Annotated in this window: 15 protein-coding genes and 1 riboswitch; of the genes, 3 read left to right on the top strand and 12 right to left on the bottom strand. The window is 65.2% G+C overall.

Annotation, left to right across the window (positions count from 1 at the left end):
* Positions 1–120 precede the first annotated feature (120 nt).
* The 5 genes from ribH to E3T43_RS17550 all read right to left on the bottom strand — a co-directional run bounded on the left by ribH (position 121) and on the right by E3T43_RS17550 (position 4808).
* Positions 121–588 (bottom strand): 6,7-dimethyl-8-ribityllumazine synthase, encoded by a 468-nt coding sequence (gene ribH / locus E3T43_RS17570; protein WP_134443488.1) that lies wholly within the window; start codon positions 586–588, stop codon positions 121–123.
* Positions 588–1847: a GTP cyclohydrolase II gene (gene ribA / locus E3T43_RS17565; RefSeq protein ID WP_134443489.1), complete on the bottom strand. Its 1260-nt coding sequence runs from the start codon at positions 1845–1847 to the stop codon at positions 588–590. Before ribA ends, ribH begins: the two co-directional genes overlap by 1 nt.
* Entirely contained in the window at positions 1844–2494 is a 651-nt protein-coding gene (locus E3T43_RS17560) for a riboflavin synthase (RefSeq protein ID WP_134443490.1), read from the bottom strand. Before E3T43_RS17560 ends, ribA begins: the two co-directional genes overlap by 4 nt.
* A gap of 7 nt (positions 2495–2501) precedes the next feature.
* The gene (ribD, locus tag E3T43_RS17555; protein WP_241979068.1) at positions 2502–3533 is read right to left on the bottom strand and encodes a bifunctional diaminohydroxyphosphoribosylaminopyrimidine deaminase/5-amino-6-(5-phosphoribosylamino)uracil reductase RibD; all 1032 of its coding nucleotides are present in this window, start codon (positions 3531–3533) and stop codon (positions 2502–2504) included.
* An 87-nt stretch (positions 3534–3620) separates the two neighbouring features.
* Positions 3621–3758: riboswitch (FMN riboswitch) on the bottom strand.
* 75 nt (positions 3759–3833) lie between these two features.
* Positions 3834–4808, bottom strand: coding sequence for a sugar-binding transcriptional regulator (locus E3T43_RS17550; protein WP_370450001.1), 975 nt, complete (start codon positions 4806–4808; stop codon positions 3834–3836).
* A 111-nt stretch (positions 4809–4919) separates the two neighbouring features.
* Between E3T43_RS17550 and E3T43_RS17545 the strand changes: the two genes are divergently transcribed.
* The 3 genes from E3T43_RS17545 to glpK all read left to right on the top strand — a co-directional run bounded on the left by E3T43_RS17545 (position 4920) and on the right by glpK (position 9171).
* Entirely contained in the window at positions 4920–6662 is a 1743-nt protein-coding gene (locus E3T43_RS17545; RefSeq protein ID WP_134473353.1) for a glycerol-3-phosphate dehydrogenase/oxidase, read from the top strand.
* Between the two features lie 188 nt (positions 6663–6850).
* Positions 6851–7585, top strand: coding sequence for an MIP/aquaporin family protein (locus E3T43_RS17540; protein WP_134473367.1), 735 nt, complete (start codon positions 6851–6853; stop codon positions 7583–7585).
* A 71-nt stretch (positions 7586–7656) separates the two neighbouring features.
* Complete coding sequence (gene glpK, locus E3T43_RS17535) at positions 7657–9171, top strand: glycerol kinase GlpK (RefSeq protein ID WP_134473352.1); 1515 nt, start codon at positions 7657–7659, stop codon at positions 9169–9171.
* Positions 9172–9239: 68 nt separating this feature from the next.
* On the opposite strand, the gene E3T43_RS17530 is transcribed toward glpK, so the two are convergent.
* The 7 genes from E3T43_RS17530 to E3T43_RS17500 all read right to left on the bottom strand — a co-directional run bounded on the left by E3T43_RS17530 (position 9240) and on the right by E3T43_RS17500 (position 16089).
* Positions 9240–9935, bottom strand: a complete 696-nt coding sequence (locus E3T43_RS17530) for an HAD family hydrolase (protein ID WP_241979067.1) — start codon at positions 9933–9935, stop codon at positions 9240–9242.
* 95 nt (positions 9936–10030) lie between these two features.
* Entirely contained in the window at positions 10031–11035 is a 1005-nt protein-coding gene (gene trpS, locus E3T43_RS17525; RefSeq protein ID WP_134473351.1) for a tryptophan--tRNA ligase, read from the bottom strand.
* Positions 11032–11889: an exodeoxyribonuclease III gene (locus E3T43_RS17520; RefSeq protein WP_134473350.1), complete on the bottom strand. Its 858-nt coding sequence runs from the start codon at positions 11887–11889 to the stop codon at positions 11032–11034. The genes trpS and E3T43_RS17520 overlap by 4 nt, the downstream gene beginning before the upstream one ends.
* A gap of 9 nt (positions 11890–11898) precedes the next feature.
* A complete protein-coding gene (locus tag E3T43_RS17515) occupies positions 11899–12972 on the bottom strand; it encodes a YihY/virulence factor BrkB family protein (RefSeq protein ID WP_134473349.1) in 1074 nt (357 codons plus the stop codon).
* 65 nt (positions 12973–13037) lie between these two features.
* Positions 13038–13799 carry a succinate dehydrogenase iron-sulfur subunit gene (locus E3T43_RS17510; protein ID WP_134443497.1) on the bottom strand — a complete coding sequence of 254 codons (762 nt, stop codon included), beginning with the start codon at positions 13797–13799 and terminating at the stop codon, positions 13038–13040.
* Positions 13799–15619 (bottom strand): succinate dehydrogenase flavoprotein subunit, encoded by a 1821-nt coding sequence (gene sdhA, locus E3T43_RS17505; protein ID WP_092448922.1) that lies wholly within the window; start codon positions 15617–15619, stop codon positions 13799–13801. Before sdhA ends, E3T43_RS17510 begins: the two co-directional genes overlap by 1 nt.
* Positions 15620–15636: 17 nt before the next feature.
* Positions 15637–16089 (bottom strand): succinate dehydrogenase hydrophobic membrane anchor subunit, encoded by a 453-nt coding sequence (locus tag E3T43_RS17500; protein WP_134443498.1) that lies wholly within the window; start codon positions 16087–16089, stop codon positions 15637–15639.
* Positions 16090–16094: the final 5 nt, after the last annotated feature.

Below are 16094 nucleotides of genomic sequence, written 5' to 3'. Positions count from 1 at the left end.
ACCCTGCATCACCCCAGTCTTAACGACCACGAGCCAACCCCCGGCAGGCGCGCCTTAAAAAGGCGAAACCACACCCAAAGTTGTTCAGCAGACTCCTAGGTGACGACGATGCGCTACAAGCTAGCTGCGCAGCTCGCGTAGCAGAATTGCGGTGGCCAGGGCAGCGGATGCCGCCTCCTCGCCCTTGTCTTCCTTCGATCCGGGCAGTCCGGCCCGGTCGAGGCCCTGCTGTTCGTCGTCGAGGGTCAGCACGCCGAAGCCCACGGGCTTGCCGGTGTCGAGCGCAACGCGAGTGAGACCATCCGTTGCCGCATTGGAGACGAACTCAAAGTGTGGAGTGCCGCCCCGGATGATCACGCCGAGGGCGACGGCCGCGTCGGCCCCGTTTTCGAGCGCGACCTTGCAGGCAACGGGCAGTTCGAAGCTGCCCGGGACGCGCACGAGCGACCAGGAAGCTCCGCTCGCTTCGAGCACGCGGGTTGCGCCGGCGATGAGGCCGTCGGTGATCACGTCGTGCCAGAGACCCGCGACGATGACGACGCGCAGGCCGGAGCCGTCAACGCTGAGGGTGGGTCCTGTTCCGGCCATTAGGCGATTCCGTTCATGATTTCGGTGTCGGTGATGTGGTGCCCCATGCGGTCGCGCTTGGTGGCGAGGTATTCCTCGTTGTATTCGCCGATCCCCACGACGAGTGGCACGCGCTCGGTCACAGCGACGCCGTGCAGTTCGAGTTGACGTACCTTCTCGGGGTTGTTGGTGAGCAGCCGCACCGAACTCAACCCCAGTTCGTGCAGGATGCTGGTGGCCGCGCCGTACTCGCGGCTATCGACGGGCAGACCCAGCGCCACGTTGGCGTCGAGGGTGTCGAGGCCGTCTTCCTGCAGCTCGTAGGCGCGCAGCTTATTGATAAGGCCGATGCCGCGCCCCTCCTGGCCGCGCAGGTAGACGACCACGCCGCCTTCCTCCTGGATGATGTCGAGTGAGGCGTCGAGCTGTGGTCCGCACTCGCACTTGAGTGAGCCGAACGCTTCGCCGGTGAGGCACTCGGAGTGAACCCGCACGATGGCGCCATTGGCCGGGTTGCCGGCGACGAAGGCGACGTGGTCGGCGCCCGTGGAACGGTCTCGGTAGGCGCGCACCCGAAAGAGGCCGTGCCGGGTGGGGATGGTGGTCTCCACCTCGAAGTCGACCCGCGGCGCCTCGATCAGTGGCGCGATCGTCGGCAGTGCTGCGTTGGGGTGGAACTCGTCGAGGTAGCTGATCAGGTCTTTAATCGTGATGACGTGCAGCCCCTCGCGCTCGCCGAGTTCGAGCAGGCCGGGCAGTCGCATCATCTCGCCGTCTTCGGCGACGATCTCAGCGATCGCCGCGACCGGAACCAGACCGGCTAGTTTCATCAGGTCGACGCCGGCTTCGGTGTGGCCGCTGCGCTCGCGCACGCCGCCGTCGCGGGCGCGCAGCGGCAGGATGTGGCCGGGGCGGTGCAGGCTGGCCGGTGCCGACGCCGGATCGGCCAGAACTCGCAGGGTGTGGGCCCGGTCGGCGGCGCTGATCCCGGTTGACAGCCGATCGGCCGCGTCGACGCTCACGGTGTAGTTGGTACCGAGCGGGTCTTCGTTGTTCAAGACCATCACCGGCAGGTCGAGCTGGTCAGCGATCTCATTCGTCATCGGCGCGCAGATGAAGCCGGAAGAGTAGCGCACGGTCCAGGCGATCCACTCCTGCGTGGCGAGCTGGGCCGAGATAATGACGTCTCCCTCGTTTTCGCGGCCCTCGTCGTCGGCGACGATGACCGGTCGACCGAGGCGTAGGGCGTCGAGTGCGGAGGGAATATCGGCGAGGCTCATGATGCGCTCCTTGGGGTGGTGACGTGCTGGGAATTGTGGGTCGCCGTGAGGGCGAGCATCCGTTCAACGTGGCGGGCCAGAATGTCCGTCTCAATGTTGACTCGGTCACCGACGGCGCGCTCGCCGAGGGTGGTCACCGTGAGGGTCTCGGGAATGAGCGACACCTCAAACCACTGATCCGTCTCGGTGGCGGGGCTGATGTTGCTCACCGTGAGGGAGACGCCGTCGATGGCGATCGAACCCTTGCCGACGACGAGCGGCGCGAGTTCGGCGCTGAGGCTGAACCGCAGCACTCGCCAGGCATCACCGGGCGTGAGGCTAAGCACCGTGCTGGTGCCGTCAATGTGGCCCTGCACGATGTGGCCGCCGAGGCGTCCACCGACGAGGGCGGCGCGTTCGAGGTTGACCGGGGAGCCGACGAGGGCCGCGGACAGTGTCGACATCGACAGGGTCTGCGCCATCACGTCGGCGGTGAAGGTTTCGGCGGTGCGCTCGACCACGGTGAGACAGACGCCCTGCACGGCGATGGAGTCGCCTCGCAGCGCGCCGTCGATCACGAGCGGGCCGCGGATGGTGAGGCGGGCGGCATCCGCTGTCTGCTCGATGCGCTCGATTTGGCCGAGCTCCTCGATGATTCCGGTGAACATGGGTTCCTTAGTTGGTCTGCGGTCGGGCGACGATGAGAACATCGTCACCGAGGCGGTCGAGGGAAAGAATGGCGAGGCGGCGCTGCTCACCGATCGCGGCCACACCGATGTCGGTGAGGGCCAGCCGGGAGCCGCCGATGAGCGTCGGAGCCAGGTAGATGAGGTATTCGTCGACCAGGCCGGCGGCGACGAAGGCGCTCGCCACGGTCGGTCCACCCTCGATGAACACGCTGCGCAGACCTCGGCCGTGCAGGTCGGCGAGAACGCCGGGAAGGTCGCGTCCGTCGAAAAACAGCGGTGACTGCGGGTGGTTGAACAGGGCAGTGGATGCCGGCAGCGGACGTCGGCCCAGCACCACGGGCACCGGTTGCTGCGTGAGCAGCGCGCCATCGGCGTCGCGCGCGGTCAGGGCCGGATCGTCGGCGAGCACGGTCCCGGTGCCGACCAGGATCGCGGCGGCGGCACCACGCCGTTGGTGCACGTCGACGCGGGCTGCGCCGCCGGTGATCCAACGGCTGGAGCCGTCGGCCGCTGCCGCACGACCGTCGAGGCTCGACGCCCACTTGAGCGTGACGAACGGGCGCCCGAGGCGGGCGGCAACGAGCCAGTCGCCCAGGGACTCTTCGCCCTCCGCCACGAGCAGGCCGCCCTGCACGTCAACTCCGGCAGCGCGCAGCCGGTCGGCTCCGCCGCAGGAACGTTCGCCGGAGTCGGTCACCGAGTAAACGACGCGAGCGACGCCGGCCTCGATCAGGGCCTCGGCGCAGGGTCCCGTGCGGCCGACATGGTTGCAGGGTTCCAGAGTGACCACGACGGTGCTGCCGCGCGCAGCGCCGGGGGCGAGCTGGGACAGCGCGTCGACCTCGGCGTGCTTGCTGCCGGCTCCGCGGTGCCAGCCTTCGGCGAGGGTGTCGCCCTCAGCGTTCACAATGACGCAGCCGACCCGGGGGTTGACGCCGGTGGACGGGCCCTGGGCTGCAAGTTCGAGCGCGCGACGCATGGCGCTGTGCAGGGTGTGCACTGCCGCGTTGTTGGTCATCCCGCCCTCATCCGTATTGGACGAGCTCCGGGGGTATGGGTGTGCAGACCTGCACAAACCCGCCGGTCGACCGTAGGGGCCAACCGACTCGTGCGCCTCCCGTCCGGACTTTGACCGTCGGTGCTGGAGTTTCACCAGCTCAACCGTTTCGCCTCTCTCTCGAGGGGCTAACGGGTCGCGGACTTTAACCGCCGGTTCGGAATTACACCGACCCCGGAGCACGTGTACTACTTCTAGTTATAGTGCAACAGTCCGCGCGCGGTACTATTCCCGGCGACATCCGCTGTTCCGGTCAGGGGCTTAGGAGGCCTCGACCAGGGCCCGGGCCGTGCTCTCGTCGACGAACAGGTCGGTGATCAGCCGGGCGGCGAGGGCCCCGCGTAGGCTCGCGAGCTTGGAGCGGCCGGCCACGACGCAGATGCGGCGCGGAGTGCGGCGCAATACGGTGAAGTCCGGGCCGGTTGAACGCTCGTTCAGAGCAATGCCGTCGGTCGAACCGTCGGCGCGGTAAAACACGGTGGCCACGTCGCCGACCACCTGGGCGGCGCTGAGTGCATCGAATTCGGCTTTCTCCAGGTAGCCACCGGCGTAGACACGGCTGATCACACCGGAAAACGGAGAGCCGAGGCCGAACAGGGCGATATCCATGATGGCTTGCATGTCGATCAGGCGGCTTATACTGCGCTCCCGCCACAGCGCCTTCTTGGTGGCCGGGTCGTCGAAGAACGCCGGCACCGGAAACTGTTGAATGTGTGCGCCGAACGCCGTGCCGAAGCGTCCGAGAATTTCACTCGCGTAGCCGAGGCCGGTCGTGCGCATGTTTCCAGCACCGTTGAGCTGCACGATCTGCGAGTTGTGGGTTTGTTTGGGCGTCACGTGTCGGCTGATCGCGTTCATAGTGGAGCCCCAGGCGATGCCCATGGTCATGTTCGAGTCGAAGTATTGACCGAGAATCCGTGCAACAGACAGGGCTACGCGCTCGAGGCGATCGACGTCGCTCGCGCTGTCTGGCACCGGAACGACGTGCGCGGTGATCTGAAATCGAGCCTCGAGCTGCTGCTCGAGGTGACTCGGGGCATCCAATGGCGACTTGATTTGGATGTCGACCAAGCCGGTCTCCCGAGCATGGCTGAGCAGGCGAGAGACGGAGGATCGGGAGGTGTGCAGCTCCCGAGCGATGGCATCCATGGTGAGGTCCTGCATGTAATACAGGTGCGCCGCGGTGAGGGCGTCGCGGCTGCGATCGGACTGCACGGGATCAATGTCGAGGGTCACAACGGCTCCTTGCACGTATGTTCAATCCGGTTGAGAAATTGTGTCGGACTGTCAGAATGAATGTATCCACATGGCTTGCCGCAATGCAAGCCCGAGACAGAGGTGACAACAATGTCGTTCTTAAACTCACAGACTTCGTCAGCACTCAACGATCGTCCCAACGCCCAGGTGCTCATTATCGGCGCCGGCATCAATGGCATCGCAACCTTCCGCGATCTAGCCCTGCAGGGCGTCGACGTGGTCATCGTCGAGAAGAACGACTTCGTCTCCGGCGCCTCGTCGGCGAGCTCGCACATGATCCACGGCGGGGTGCGCTACCTCGAAAACGGCGAGTTTCGCCTGGTCAAGGAGTCGGTGACCGAGCGCAACGGCCTGATCAAGATCGCGCCGCACTACGTCAAGCCGCTGCAGACCACCATCCCCATCTTCTCCACCTTCTCCGGAGTGATGGCCGCGCCGCTGCGTTTCCTCACCCACAAGCAGGGTTCCAAGCACGTTGAGCGTGGCGCCCTGCTGATCAAACTCGGCATGATGATCTACGACGCCTTCTCCCGCGACGGCGGTGCGGTGCCGCGTCACGAGTTCAAGGGTCGCAGTCAGGCGCTTTCCGCTCTGCCGCTGCTGAACCCCGGCCTCAAGTACACGGCAACGTACTACGACGCCGCGATGCACGACCCTGAGCGCCTCGCCCTCGACGTGCTGCGCGACGGCCTCGACGCTGGCCCGCATGCTCGCGCCGCCAACTACGTCGAAGCCGCGGGCATGAGTGAGAACGGCGTGCTGCTGCGCAACAGCATCACCGGCGAAGAGTTCACCTTCACAGCGGATGTCGTCGTCAACACGAGCGGGCCCTGGACCGACCTGACCAACACCGCTCTCGGGCAGCCGAGCACGTTCATGGGCGGCACCAAGGGCTCCCATATCGTCCTCGACAACCCGGAGCTGCTCGCGGCGACCGGTGGCCGCGAGATTTTCTTCGAACACGAAGACGGCCGCATCGTGCTGATCTACCCGCTCAAGGGCCGCGTTCTGGTCGGCACCACCGACCTCGAACACGACATGAGCAAGCCGATTCGCTGCACCGAAGACGAGATCGACTACTTCTTCGACCTGGTCGCGCACGTTTTCCCAACCGTGCAGGTCGACCGTTCGCACATCGTGTTCCGCTTCGCCGGCGTACGCCCGCTCCCGCGCCACGACGAAGAGGCCCCCGGATTCGTCTCCCGCGACTACCGCATCGAGTCGCGTCCGCTGCCCCGCGCCGGTACCGAAGACGGCACCCTGCTCAGCCTGGTCGGCGGCAAATGGACCACCTTCCGCGCCCTGGCCGAGCACCTGAGCACCGACATCCTGAAGCTGCTCGGCTTGCCGCGCACCGTCTCCACCGAGGGCCTGGCCATCGGCGGCGGCCGCAACTTCCCCGCAACGGATGCCGCCCACCAGGTCTGGGTCACCGCCCACGGTGACGAGGTGGGCGCAGACCGCGCCGCAGCCCTGCTCGCCCGGTACGGCACCCGCGCGAGCGAGGTCATCGACTTTCTCACCGACCCGACCGCTCCAGCGGATGCCCCGCTCGTACACAACCCCGCCTACAGCCGGCGCGAGATCGAGTTTTTGGCCTCCACCGAGAGTGTCGTGCGGCTGATCGACGTGCTGCTGCGTCGCACCAGCATGGCCTTCGTCGGATCGGTCACCACGCCGCTGATCGAGGAGCTCAGCGGTGTCGTCGCCCCGGTTTTGGGGTGGGATGCTGGGCGGCTGGCCGAAGAGATCGAGCTGGCCCGCAGCATCCTGAGCGACGTGCACGGGGTCACGCTGGCCCCGGTCAGCCAGACTCCCATTCGCGTCGTCTGACGCGTTCGGCCGGGCCGGGGATTGCCGACAATCTGCACGAACGTGCAGTTCAAAGCGACCATCGCCCGGCCGGGCGCCGATACGTTTTTACACAGGTCACAAACAGCACGACCGTCGCACTCGACAATTAGGTCAGTCGGCAGCACCCCATCTGAAAGGTCAATGTGGACAATCTCGGTGTCGTATTTATGTCAGAGGTCGTGGGAACGGCCATCCTCATACTCCTCGGCTGTGGCGTGGTCGCCAACGTCGCGCTCGCCAAGAACAAGGGCTTCGGCGGCGGTTTTCTCATGGTCACCATCGGCTGGGGCCTCGCGGTCTACGCCGGTGTCATCGCCGCGTACAACTCGGGCGCCCACCTGAACCCGGCCGTCACGCTCGGCCTCGTCGCGAGCGGCGCCGACACGTTCGGCTCCGGCGTTCCGGTCAACTTCGTGTCGGTCATGACCTATATCGGCGCGCAGATGATCGGCGCGATCCTCGGTGCCGTCGTGGTCTGGCTTGCCTACAAGCAGCACTTCGATCAGGAGCCGGAAGCCGCCAACAAGCTCGGTGTCTTCTCGACCGGGCCAGCCATCCGCTCCTACGGTTGGAACCTGGTCACCGAAATCATCGGCACCTTCGTGCTGGTTTTCGTCGTCATCGGCTTCGGCCGCAACGGCGACGGCGGCGGGCTCGCGGCCCTCGGCGCACTGCCGGTGGCCCTGCTCGTGATCGCGATCGGCGCCTCGCTCGGTGGGCCCACCGGCTACGCCATCAACCCGGCGCGTGACCTCGGCCCCCGCATCGCGCACTTCCTGCTGCCGATCAAGGGCAAGGGCTCAAGCGACTGGTCGTATTCCTGGGTACCCGTCGTCGGCCCGATCATCGGCGGCGTGCTCGCCGGTGCCTCCTCTGGTGTGCTGCTGCCCATCCTGGGCTAGGCCTGCCGACGCATTCTGCAGCATCCGCTTTAAACTGATTCATCCCACCTGGAACAACAAAGGAGTTACAAATGGCCAAGTACGTTCTCGCCATCGACCAGGGAACCACGAGCTCCCGCGCGATCATCTTCGACAAGGCCGGGTCGATCATTTCGACCGGTCAGCTTGAGCACGAACAGATTCTGCCGCAGGCTGGCTGGGTCGAGCACGACCCGAAAGAAATCTGGGACAACACCCGTGAGGCCATCGGCCAGGCGCTGTCCAAAGCGAACATCACCCGGCATGACATCGAGGCCATCGGCATCACCAATCAGCGCGAAACCGCTGTCGTCTGGGACAAGAACACCGGCGTGCCCGTCTACAACGCCATCGTCTGGCAGGACACCCGCACCCAGGCAATCGTCGACCGCCTCGCGGCCGACGGCGGTGTCGAGCGGTTCAAAGGCAAGGTCGGCTTGCCGCTTGCCACCTATTTTTCCGGCACCAAGATCGTCTGGATCCTCGAGAACGTCGAGGGGGCACGCGAGAAAGCGGATGCCGGCGACCTCCTGTTCGGCACCACCGACTCCTGGGTCCTCTGGAACCTGACCGGCGGCATCGAGGGTGGCGTGCACGCGACCGACGTCACCAACGCCAGCCGCACGATGTTCATGGACCTCGAAACCCTGCAGTGGGACGACGAGATTCTGGCAATCTTCGATGTACCCAAGTCGATGCTGCCCGAGATCAAGAGCTCGTCCGAGGTCTACGGCATCGCGAGCGGGCACAGCCTGTTGCGCGAGGTGCCGATTGCGGGCATCCTGGGCGACCAGCAGGCCGCGACCTTCGGCCAGGCGGCGTTCGACCAGGGCGAGGCCAAGAACACCTACGGCACCGGAAACTTTCTGATCTTCAACACCGGCACCGAGATCATCCACTCCAAGAACGGCCTGCTCACGACCGTGGGCTACAAGCTCGGCGATGCCCCCGTGCACTACGCGCTCGAGGGATCGATCGCCGTGACCGGTTCGCTCGTGCAGTGGATGCGCGACCAGCTCGGCATCATCAAGAACGCCTCCGAGATCGAAGACCTCGCCAAGACGGTCAAGGACAACGGCGGGGCGTACTTCGTGCCGGCCTTCTCGGGTCTGTTCGCGCCGTACTGGCGGTCGGATGCCCGTGGCGCCCTGGTCGGTCTCACCCGCTACGTGAACAAGGGCCACATCGCCCGCGCCGCGCTTGAGGCCATCGCGTACCAGACGCGGGAGGTGCTCGATGCGGTCAACGCCGACTCCGGGGTTCCGCTGACCGAACTCAAGGTTGACGGTGGTGCCACGGCCAACGACCTGCTCATGCAGTTCCAGGCCGACATTATCGGCGTGCCCGTCGTGCGCCCGGTCGTCGCCGAGACCACCGCCCTGGGCGCCGCGTATGCGGCCGGCCTGGCCGTCGGCTTCTGGAGTGGCCTCGACGACCTCCGCGCCAACTGGCAGGAGGACTCCCGCTGGGAGCCGTCCATGGACAAAGACGAGGCCGATCGCCTCCTGCGCAACTGGAAGAAGGCCGTAACGAAGACCCTCGACTGGGTAGACGAAGACGTGCGCTAGCTCTTCTCGCGAGAGCGCAAAAAGTGCCCGATTGGACTATCCAATCGGGCACTTTTTGCGCTCTCGCGTTACTGTGCCAATAGGGGCGGAAGGTCGTGGAGGGATTCGATACGGAGGATTCCAACGGGGGCAGCGGATGCGCCGGCGCGGTCCAGCCAGACACCCGTCAGCCCCGCAGCGGCCGCGCCCACGGCATCCGTGCGAAGCCGATCGCCCACGTACACCGCCCCCTCCACCGGAACGTCGAACAACGCGCAGGCGTGCTGGAAGATGCGCGCGTCCGGCTTGGCGAAGCCGAGAGCACCGGAGGTGACGACGTGCTCGAACCGGTGGGTCAGCCCGACCCGCCGAATCTTCTCGCCCTGAAACACCGGGTCGCCGTTCGTGATGAGGCCAAAGCGCACCCCGGGCAGAACCTCAGCCAGCGCGTCGAGGCAGGGGAGCGCGTCGTCGTGCAGCCGCCAACTGGCCCGGTAGCTCAGAAAGTACTCGTCAAACCAGGCGTCGGCCTCGGCGTCGGTCAGCGAGATGTCGAACGATGCGGCGAAGTCCTGGGCCCGGGCGCGCCGCTGGCCGGCGAAGTCCAGAGCGCCGGCGAGGTAGGAGTGGTAATGCTCCTCCTCGAGCGCGTCCCAGAGCACGATTGCTGCATTGCGGTCGCCGGTCGCGAATGCACCGCCGATCCGGTCGAGGTGCAGCAGGATTCCCGCTGCAACAGCTCCGCGGTGCTCGAACAGGGTGTCGTCGAGGTCGAACAGCACCACCCCAGGTCGCCGAGAGCGCAAAAAGTGCCCGTTTGACGGGTCCAATCGGGCACTTTTTGCGCTCTCGCCACCAGGCGCAGGGGGAGGGACGGGCATCAGCGGCGGGGGAGAAAGCCGACGCGGTCGTAGACGGTGGCGAGGGTTTCGTTCGCTACAGCGTCAGCCCGGGCGGCGTTCGACGCCAGCACCCGGTCGAGTTCGGCCGGGTCGCCGAGCAGCTCGGCTACGCGCTCGCGAATCGGGTCGAAGGTGCCGAGTACAACTTCGACGAGACCCTTCTTCAGATCGCCGTAGCCTCGCCCGGCGTACTCGTTCTCCAGCGACTCGATCGACTGACCGGCGAGTACGGAGTAGATCGTCAGCAGGTTCGCCACGCCCGGCTTGTTCTCGCGGTCGAAGACCACGCCGCCATCGGCATCCGTCACGGCCCGCATGATCTTCTTCTTGGTGACCCCGGGCTCGTCGAGCAGCCAGATCACTCCGGCGTGCGACTCGGCCGACTTCGACATTTTCGACGTGGGATTCTGCAGGTCGTAGATCTTCGCGGTCTCCTTCACGATCGCCACCTCGGGAATCGTGAAGGTGTCGCCGAACCGTGAGTTGAAGCGCAGCGCGAGGTCGCGGGTGAGTTCAACGTGCTGGCGCTGGTCCTCTCCGACCGGCACCACCGTGGTCTGGTAGAGCAGAATATCCGCCGCCATCAGTGTCGGGTAGGCGAACAGGCCCACCGTCGTCGCGTCGGCGCCGTGCCGCGCGGACTTGTCCTTGAACTGGGTCATGCGGCTGGCCTCACCGAACCCGGTGATGGTGTTCAGCACCCAGGCCAGCTGCGCGTGTGCCGCGACATGCGACTGCACATACAGCGTCGACGCCGACGGGTCGATCCCGGCTGCAATGTATTGCGCCGCCGTGCCGCGGGTGTTCTCCCGCAGCTTCAGAGGCTCTTGCGCGACGGTGATCGCGTGCAGGTCGACGATGCTGAAGAACGCGTCGTGGGTCTGCTGCAGCGACTTCCAGTTCAGCAGCGCGCCAATGTAGTTGCCGATCTGCAGGGACTCGGCGGAGGGCTGCATGCCCGAATAGAGGCGGGGTTTGGTCATGAGTTCAACGCTCCAGAAAGGTCATAGTCGACAACGACGGGGGAGTGGTCGCTCCAACGCTGGTCGTACGCTGCGGCCCGGTCGACCGCATACGACACCACGGATGCCGCCAGCTCCGGGCTGGCCAGGTGGTAGTCCAACCGCCATCCGGTGTCGTTGTCGAATGCCTGGCCGCGCTGAGACCACCAGGTGTATGGACCCTCAACCTCGCCGGCCCACTTGCGCCCAACATCCACCCAGCCCAGTCCGGCGCCCGCGTTGTACAAAGCGTCGCCTTCAGCGCCGAGGATACGGTCGAAATACTCACGCTCTTCCGGCAGAAAACCGGCATGCTTCTTGTTGCCGCGCCAGTTCTTAATGTCGAGCGTGCGGTGCCCGACGTTGAGGTCGCCGAGCACGAGCGCGAGCGAGCTGTGCCTGCTCAGCTCCGGCAGCCGAGCGATCATGGCGTCCAGAAACTTGTACTTCTCCACCTGCTTGGGAGTGTCCGTCTCGCCGGAGTGCACATACGTGCTCACCACGGTGATGATCTGGCCGTTGACCTCGTAGTCGGCTTCGAGCCAGCGGCCGGCGCTGTCGAATTCCTCAGCACCGAGGGCAACGCGATGAATGGATGCCCCCGCGCGGCTTGCCAGGGCGACCCCGGCGCGGCCCTTGGCGGTGGCGGCGTCGTGCAGAATATTCCAGTCCGGACCGAGCAGCCCCTCGAGGTCTTCGGTGGAGGCACGCACCTCTTGGATGGCCAGAATGTCGATGTCACGGGCATTCAGCCAGTCGCCCATTCCCTTGCGGTACGCGGCTCGTACCCCGTTCGTGTTGATGCTGGCAATGCGGAGGGGTTTGGCTGCAGACATGAGTCAAGTCTAGTTTGGGGCGTCCGCCGCATCTGCCCGGGCAAAGCCTTCGACGACAGCTTCGGCAGCCCTGAGCCGCCGCCGGGCACCCCACCGGGCATACCAGGGCGAGGCATCGAGATCCGCTCTGGCGGCGGTGAGCTCGCCCTGCGCGGTCAGCCTCAGGGCATCGTGCATCCGCTGCGCCTGGTCTTCCGCCGCCTCATCGGCGCTGAGCGTGTGGGGCGGAATCCCCGCATCGTCCATCCCCACCGCAATCCACGACGCCGCGATCAACGTGACCGTGCTCACCAGGTTGAACCAGATCAGCAGCCCAATGATCACCGCAAAGGTCGCCAGCAGCGGGTTGCGGCTGGCGCCGCCGAGCAGCGCACCACCGAGAATTTTGAGCAGGCCAAGCGCCAACCCGCCCAGCAGCGCGCCGGCGAACAACCGCCGTACCGGAATGCGTACCCGCGACAACACCCGGAACAGGGCGGCCAGGGTGAGGGTGTCGATGACGAGCACGACGGCCAGGCCGATGGCGCGGGCCGAGGCTTCGTAGAAGAACGAGTCCTGCGGTATCTGAAAGATGCCAAAGAGCAGGCCGAGCAGTGCGGTGCTCGCCAGCGAGACGATCGCCGACAACACGAGGGCCAGGCCGAAGACCAGCCCGAGGCCGAGCTCGCGCAGCTTGACCAGCAAAAAGAACGTCGTCTGCTGCGGCATGTCAAAGACGGTGCGCACCGCCTGCGCCGTCGCCGACAGCCAGCCGAGCGCGGTCAGCAGCAGTCCGACCAGGGCGATTGCTCCGGTCCAGGTGAGAATGCCGGCGGTGGCGAGTAACTCGGGGTCGATGATGCCGTCGGTGCCGATCAGTCCCGGAATCGACTGGTTGATGATCGCGTAGAGCGCGTTCAGCAGGCCCTGATTCGCGGTCAGAAAGAGCCCCGCAATCGAAAAGCCCACCCAGACAGCCGCGAAAATGGCGAAGATCGCCTGATAGGACATTCCAGCGGCGAGGATGCTGCCACCCACGTTGTTGAAGTGGGTCACCACCCGCACGGGTCGCCAGGTGAGGATGCGGGCTACAAGCTCTTTCACAGTGTCAGCTTAACCAAAGACACCCCCGTCGAGGTGACAGGGGTGTCTTTCCTATAAGAAGGCAGTTACGCCTTGCCGCGCATGATGGCCTGCTTGACTTCGGCGATGGCCTGGGTCACCTGGATGCCGCGAGGGCAGGCATCCGTGCAGTTGAAGGTCGTGCGGCAACGCCACACGCCCTCTTTGTCGTTGAGAATATCGAGGCGCACGGCCGCATTATCATCGCGCGAATCGAAGATGAAGCGGTGCGCGTTCACGATCGCGGCCGGACCGAAGTACTGTCCGTCGGTCCAGAACACCGGGCAGCTCGACGTGCATGCCGCACAGAGAATACATTTCGTCGTGTCGTCGAAGCGCGCGCGCTGGGCGACGGTCTGAATGCGTTCCTTGCCCTTGACTGGGGCGACGCTGTTCATGAGGAACGGCTGCACCTCCTTGAACGATGCGAAGAACGGCTCCATGTCCACGACGAGGTCCTTCTCCAGCGGCAGACCCTTGATGGCCTCCACGTAGATGGGCTTCGTGACGTCCAGGTCCTTCATGAGCGTCTTGCAGGCCAGGCGGTTGCGACCGTTGATGCGCATGGCGTCTGAGCCGCAAATGCCGTGCGCGCAGGAGCGGCGGAAGGTCAGCGAGCCGTCCTGCTCCCATTTGATCTTGTGCAGGGCGTCGAGCACGCGGTCGGTCGGGTAGAGCTGCACATCGAAGTCCTGCCAGTGCGGCTCGTCGTCGACCTCCGGGTTGAACCGGCGCACGATGATCGTGGCGGTGAACGACTTGATCTCTTCGGGTACGACGGGCTTGTTGTCGATCGTGGCTGTGCTCACTAGTACTTCCTCTCCATCGGCTGGTAGCGGGTGATGACAACCGGCTTCCAGTCGAGCTTGATGTGGTCGGCGGCGTCCGCCGACATCGCGTCACCCTTGAGGTACGCCATGGTGTGCTTCAGGTAGTTCTCGTCATCTCGCACGAGATAGTCTTCGCGCTGGTGGCCGCCGCGGCTTTCCTTGCGGTTGCGGGCGGAATAGACGACAACTTCGGCCAGGTCGAGCAGAAAGCCGAGTTCGACGGCCTCGAGCAGGTCGGTGTTGAACCGGCGGCCCTTGTCCTGCACACCGATGTTCTTGTAGCGCTGACGCAGCAGGTGGATGGTCTCGGTGACCTCGGCCAGGGACTCGTCAGTGCGGAACACCTGAGCCTTCTTGTCCATCTCCTCCTGCAGAATCTTGCGCAGCACGGCGATGCGTTCGGTTCCGGTCGATGAACGGATGCCTTCCAGCAGTTCGCGCACTTCCCCGGCCGGGTCTGTCGGCAGCGGAACGAATGACGCCGTCTTCACATACTCGACCGCATTGATACCGGCGCGCTTGCCGAACACGTTGATGTCGAGCAGCGAGTTGGTGCCGAGGCGGTTGGAGCCGTGCACCGAGACGCAGGCGCATTCGCCGGCGGCGTACAGCCCGGGAACGACGACCTCGTTGTTGCGCCAGACTTCGGCCTTCACATTGGTCGGGATGCCGCCCATCGCGTAGTGCGCGGTCGGCATGACCGGGACAGGCTCGGTGACCGGGTCGACGCCGAGGTACGTGCGGGCGAACTCGGTGATGTCGGGCAGCTTGGTCTCGAGCAGTTCCTTGCCGAGGTGGGTGCAATCCAGGTAGAGGTAGTCCTTCTCCGGACCGGCACCGCGACCCTCCGCAACCTCCTTGAGCATGCAGCGTGAGACGATGTCACGCGGGGCGAGGTCCTTGATGGTCGGCGCGTAGCGTTCCATGAAGCGTTCACCGGAGGCGTTGCGGAGGATTGCTCCCTCACCGCGGGCGCCCTCGGTAAGGAGGATGCCCAGCCCGGCCAGACCGGTCGGGTGGAACTGGAAGAACTCCATGTCCTCCAGCGGCAGGCCCTTGCGCCAGACGATACCGACGCCGTCACCGGTGAGGGTGTGGGCGTTCGAGGTGGTTTTGTAGATCTTTCCGAAACCACCGGTGGCGAAGATGAACGCCTTGCCCTGGAACACGTGCAGCTCGCCGCTCGACAGGTCGAGGGCGACCACGGCCGACGGCTGGTCGACGCCGTCGACGTTGGTCATGACGAGGTCCAGCACGTAGTACTCGTTGAAGAAGTTGATGCCGCGCTTGACGCAGTTCTGGTACAGCGTCTGCAGAATCATGTGGCCGGTGCGGTCCGCGGCGTAGCAGGCCCGGCGAACCGGGCTCTTGCCGTGGTCGCGGGTGTGGCCACCGAAACGCCGCTGGTCGATCTTGCCCTCTGGGGTGCGGTTGAACGGCAGGCCCATGTTCTCGAGGTCGATGACCGCGTCGATGGCTTCCTTGGCCAGGATCTCGGCGGCGTCCTGGTCAACCAGGTAGTCGCCACCCTTGATCGTGTCGAAGGTGTGCCATTCCCAGTTGTCTTCCTCGACGTTGGCCAGCGCCGCGGCCATGCCGCCCTGGGCCGCACCGGTGTGCGAACGCGTCGGGTAGAGCTTGGAGATGACAGCCGTGCTGGCATGGGGGCCGGCTTCGATGGCGGCGCGCATGCCAGCTCCACCCGCTCCCACAATGACGATGTCGTGCTGGTGGTAGTGCACACCGTCTACGACGGTGGACTCCGGGTTTGCGCCGGCGGGTGCTGTGGAGGATGTCATTTTTTTGTGTGCAGCTCCTATAGGGACTTACAGAACGAGGCCACGAGGTCGGCAGGCGCACCGGCGGGGCAGGGATCGAAGGTGAACACCACGAGGGTGCCCAGCACGATCAGCGAAACAACACTGACCAGGATCGCGACTTTCAGGATGCCGCGGCTGATCCGTGAGGTCGCGTAGTCATTGACGAGGGTGCGCATGCCGTTGCCGCCGTGAATTAGGGCGAGCCACAGCATGATGATGTCCCAGACCATCCAGAACGGGTTGGTCAGCTTACCGGCGACGAACGCGAAGTTCAGGGCGCTGACGCCCTCACCGATCATGAGGTTGACGAACAGGTGGCCGAAGATGAGCACGACCAGCACGACGCCGGAGACGCGCATGTAGATCCAGCCCCACTTTTCCCAGTTGACGCCGCTCTTCCTGGTAGAACGGGTGTACGAGCTGCGGGGAGCTTCGATTGTTGAAGTCATGTCGA

The organism is Cryobacterium sp. Hh7 (genome assembly GCF_004403155.1).
GTDB lineage: Bacteria > Actinomycetota > Actinomycetes > Actinomycetales > Microbacteriaceae > Cryobacterium > Cryobacterium levicorallinum.
Note: the sequence above shows the minus strand (reverse complement) of the source record. Positions and strands in the feature narration are given on the sequence as shown.

Coding starts and splice junctions, on each gene's coding strand:
- ribD (WP_241979068.1), bottom strand. CDS start 3,533: ATGACCAACAACGCGGCAGTGCACACCCTGCACAGCGCCATGCGTCGC.
- ribH (WP_134443488.1), bottom strand. CDS start 588: ATGGCCGGAACAGGACCCACCCTCAGCGTTGACGGCTCCGGCCTGCGC.
- ribA (WP_134443489.1), bottom strand. CDS start 1,847: ATGAGCCTCGCCGATATTCCCTCCGCACTCGACGCCCTACGCCTCGGT.
- E3T43_RS17545 (WP_134473353.1), top strand. CDS start 4,920: ATGTCGTTCTTAAACTCACAGACTTCGTCAGCACTCAACGATCGTCCC.
- sdhA (WP_092448922.1), bottom strand. CDS start 15,619: ATGACATCCTCCACAGCACCCGCCGGCGCAAACCCGGAGTCCACCGTC.
- E3T43_RS17520 (WP_134473350.1), bottom strand. CDS start 11,889: ATGTCTGCAGCCAAACCCCTCCGCATTGCCAGCATCAACACGAACGGG.
- trpS (WP_134473351.1), bottom strand. CDS start 11,035: ATGACCAAACCCCGCCTCTATTCGGGCATGCAGCCCTCCGCCGAGTCC.
- E3T43_RS17560 (WP_134443490.1), bottom strand. CDS start 2,494: ATGTTCACCGGAATCATCGAGGAGCTCGGCCAAATCGAGCGCATCGAG.
- E3T43_RS17540 (WP_134473367.1), top strand. CDS start 6,851: ATGTCAGAGGTCGTGGGAACGGCCATCCTCATACTCCTCGGCTGTGGC.
- E3T43_RS17500 (WP_134443498.1), bottom strand. CDS start 16,089: ATGACTTCAACAATCGAAGCTCCCCGCAGCTCGTACACCCGTTCTACC.
- glpK (WP_134473352.1), top strand. CDS start 7,657: ATGGCCAAGTACGTTCTCGCCATCGACCAGGGAACCACGAGCTCCCGC.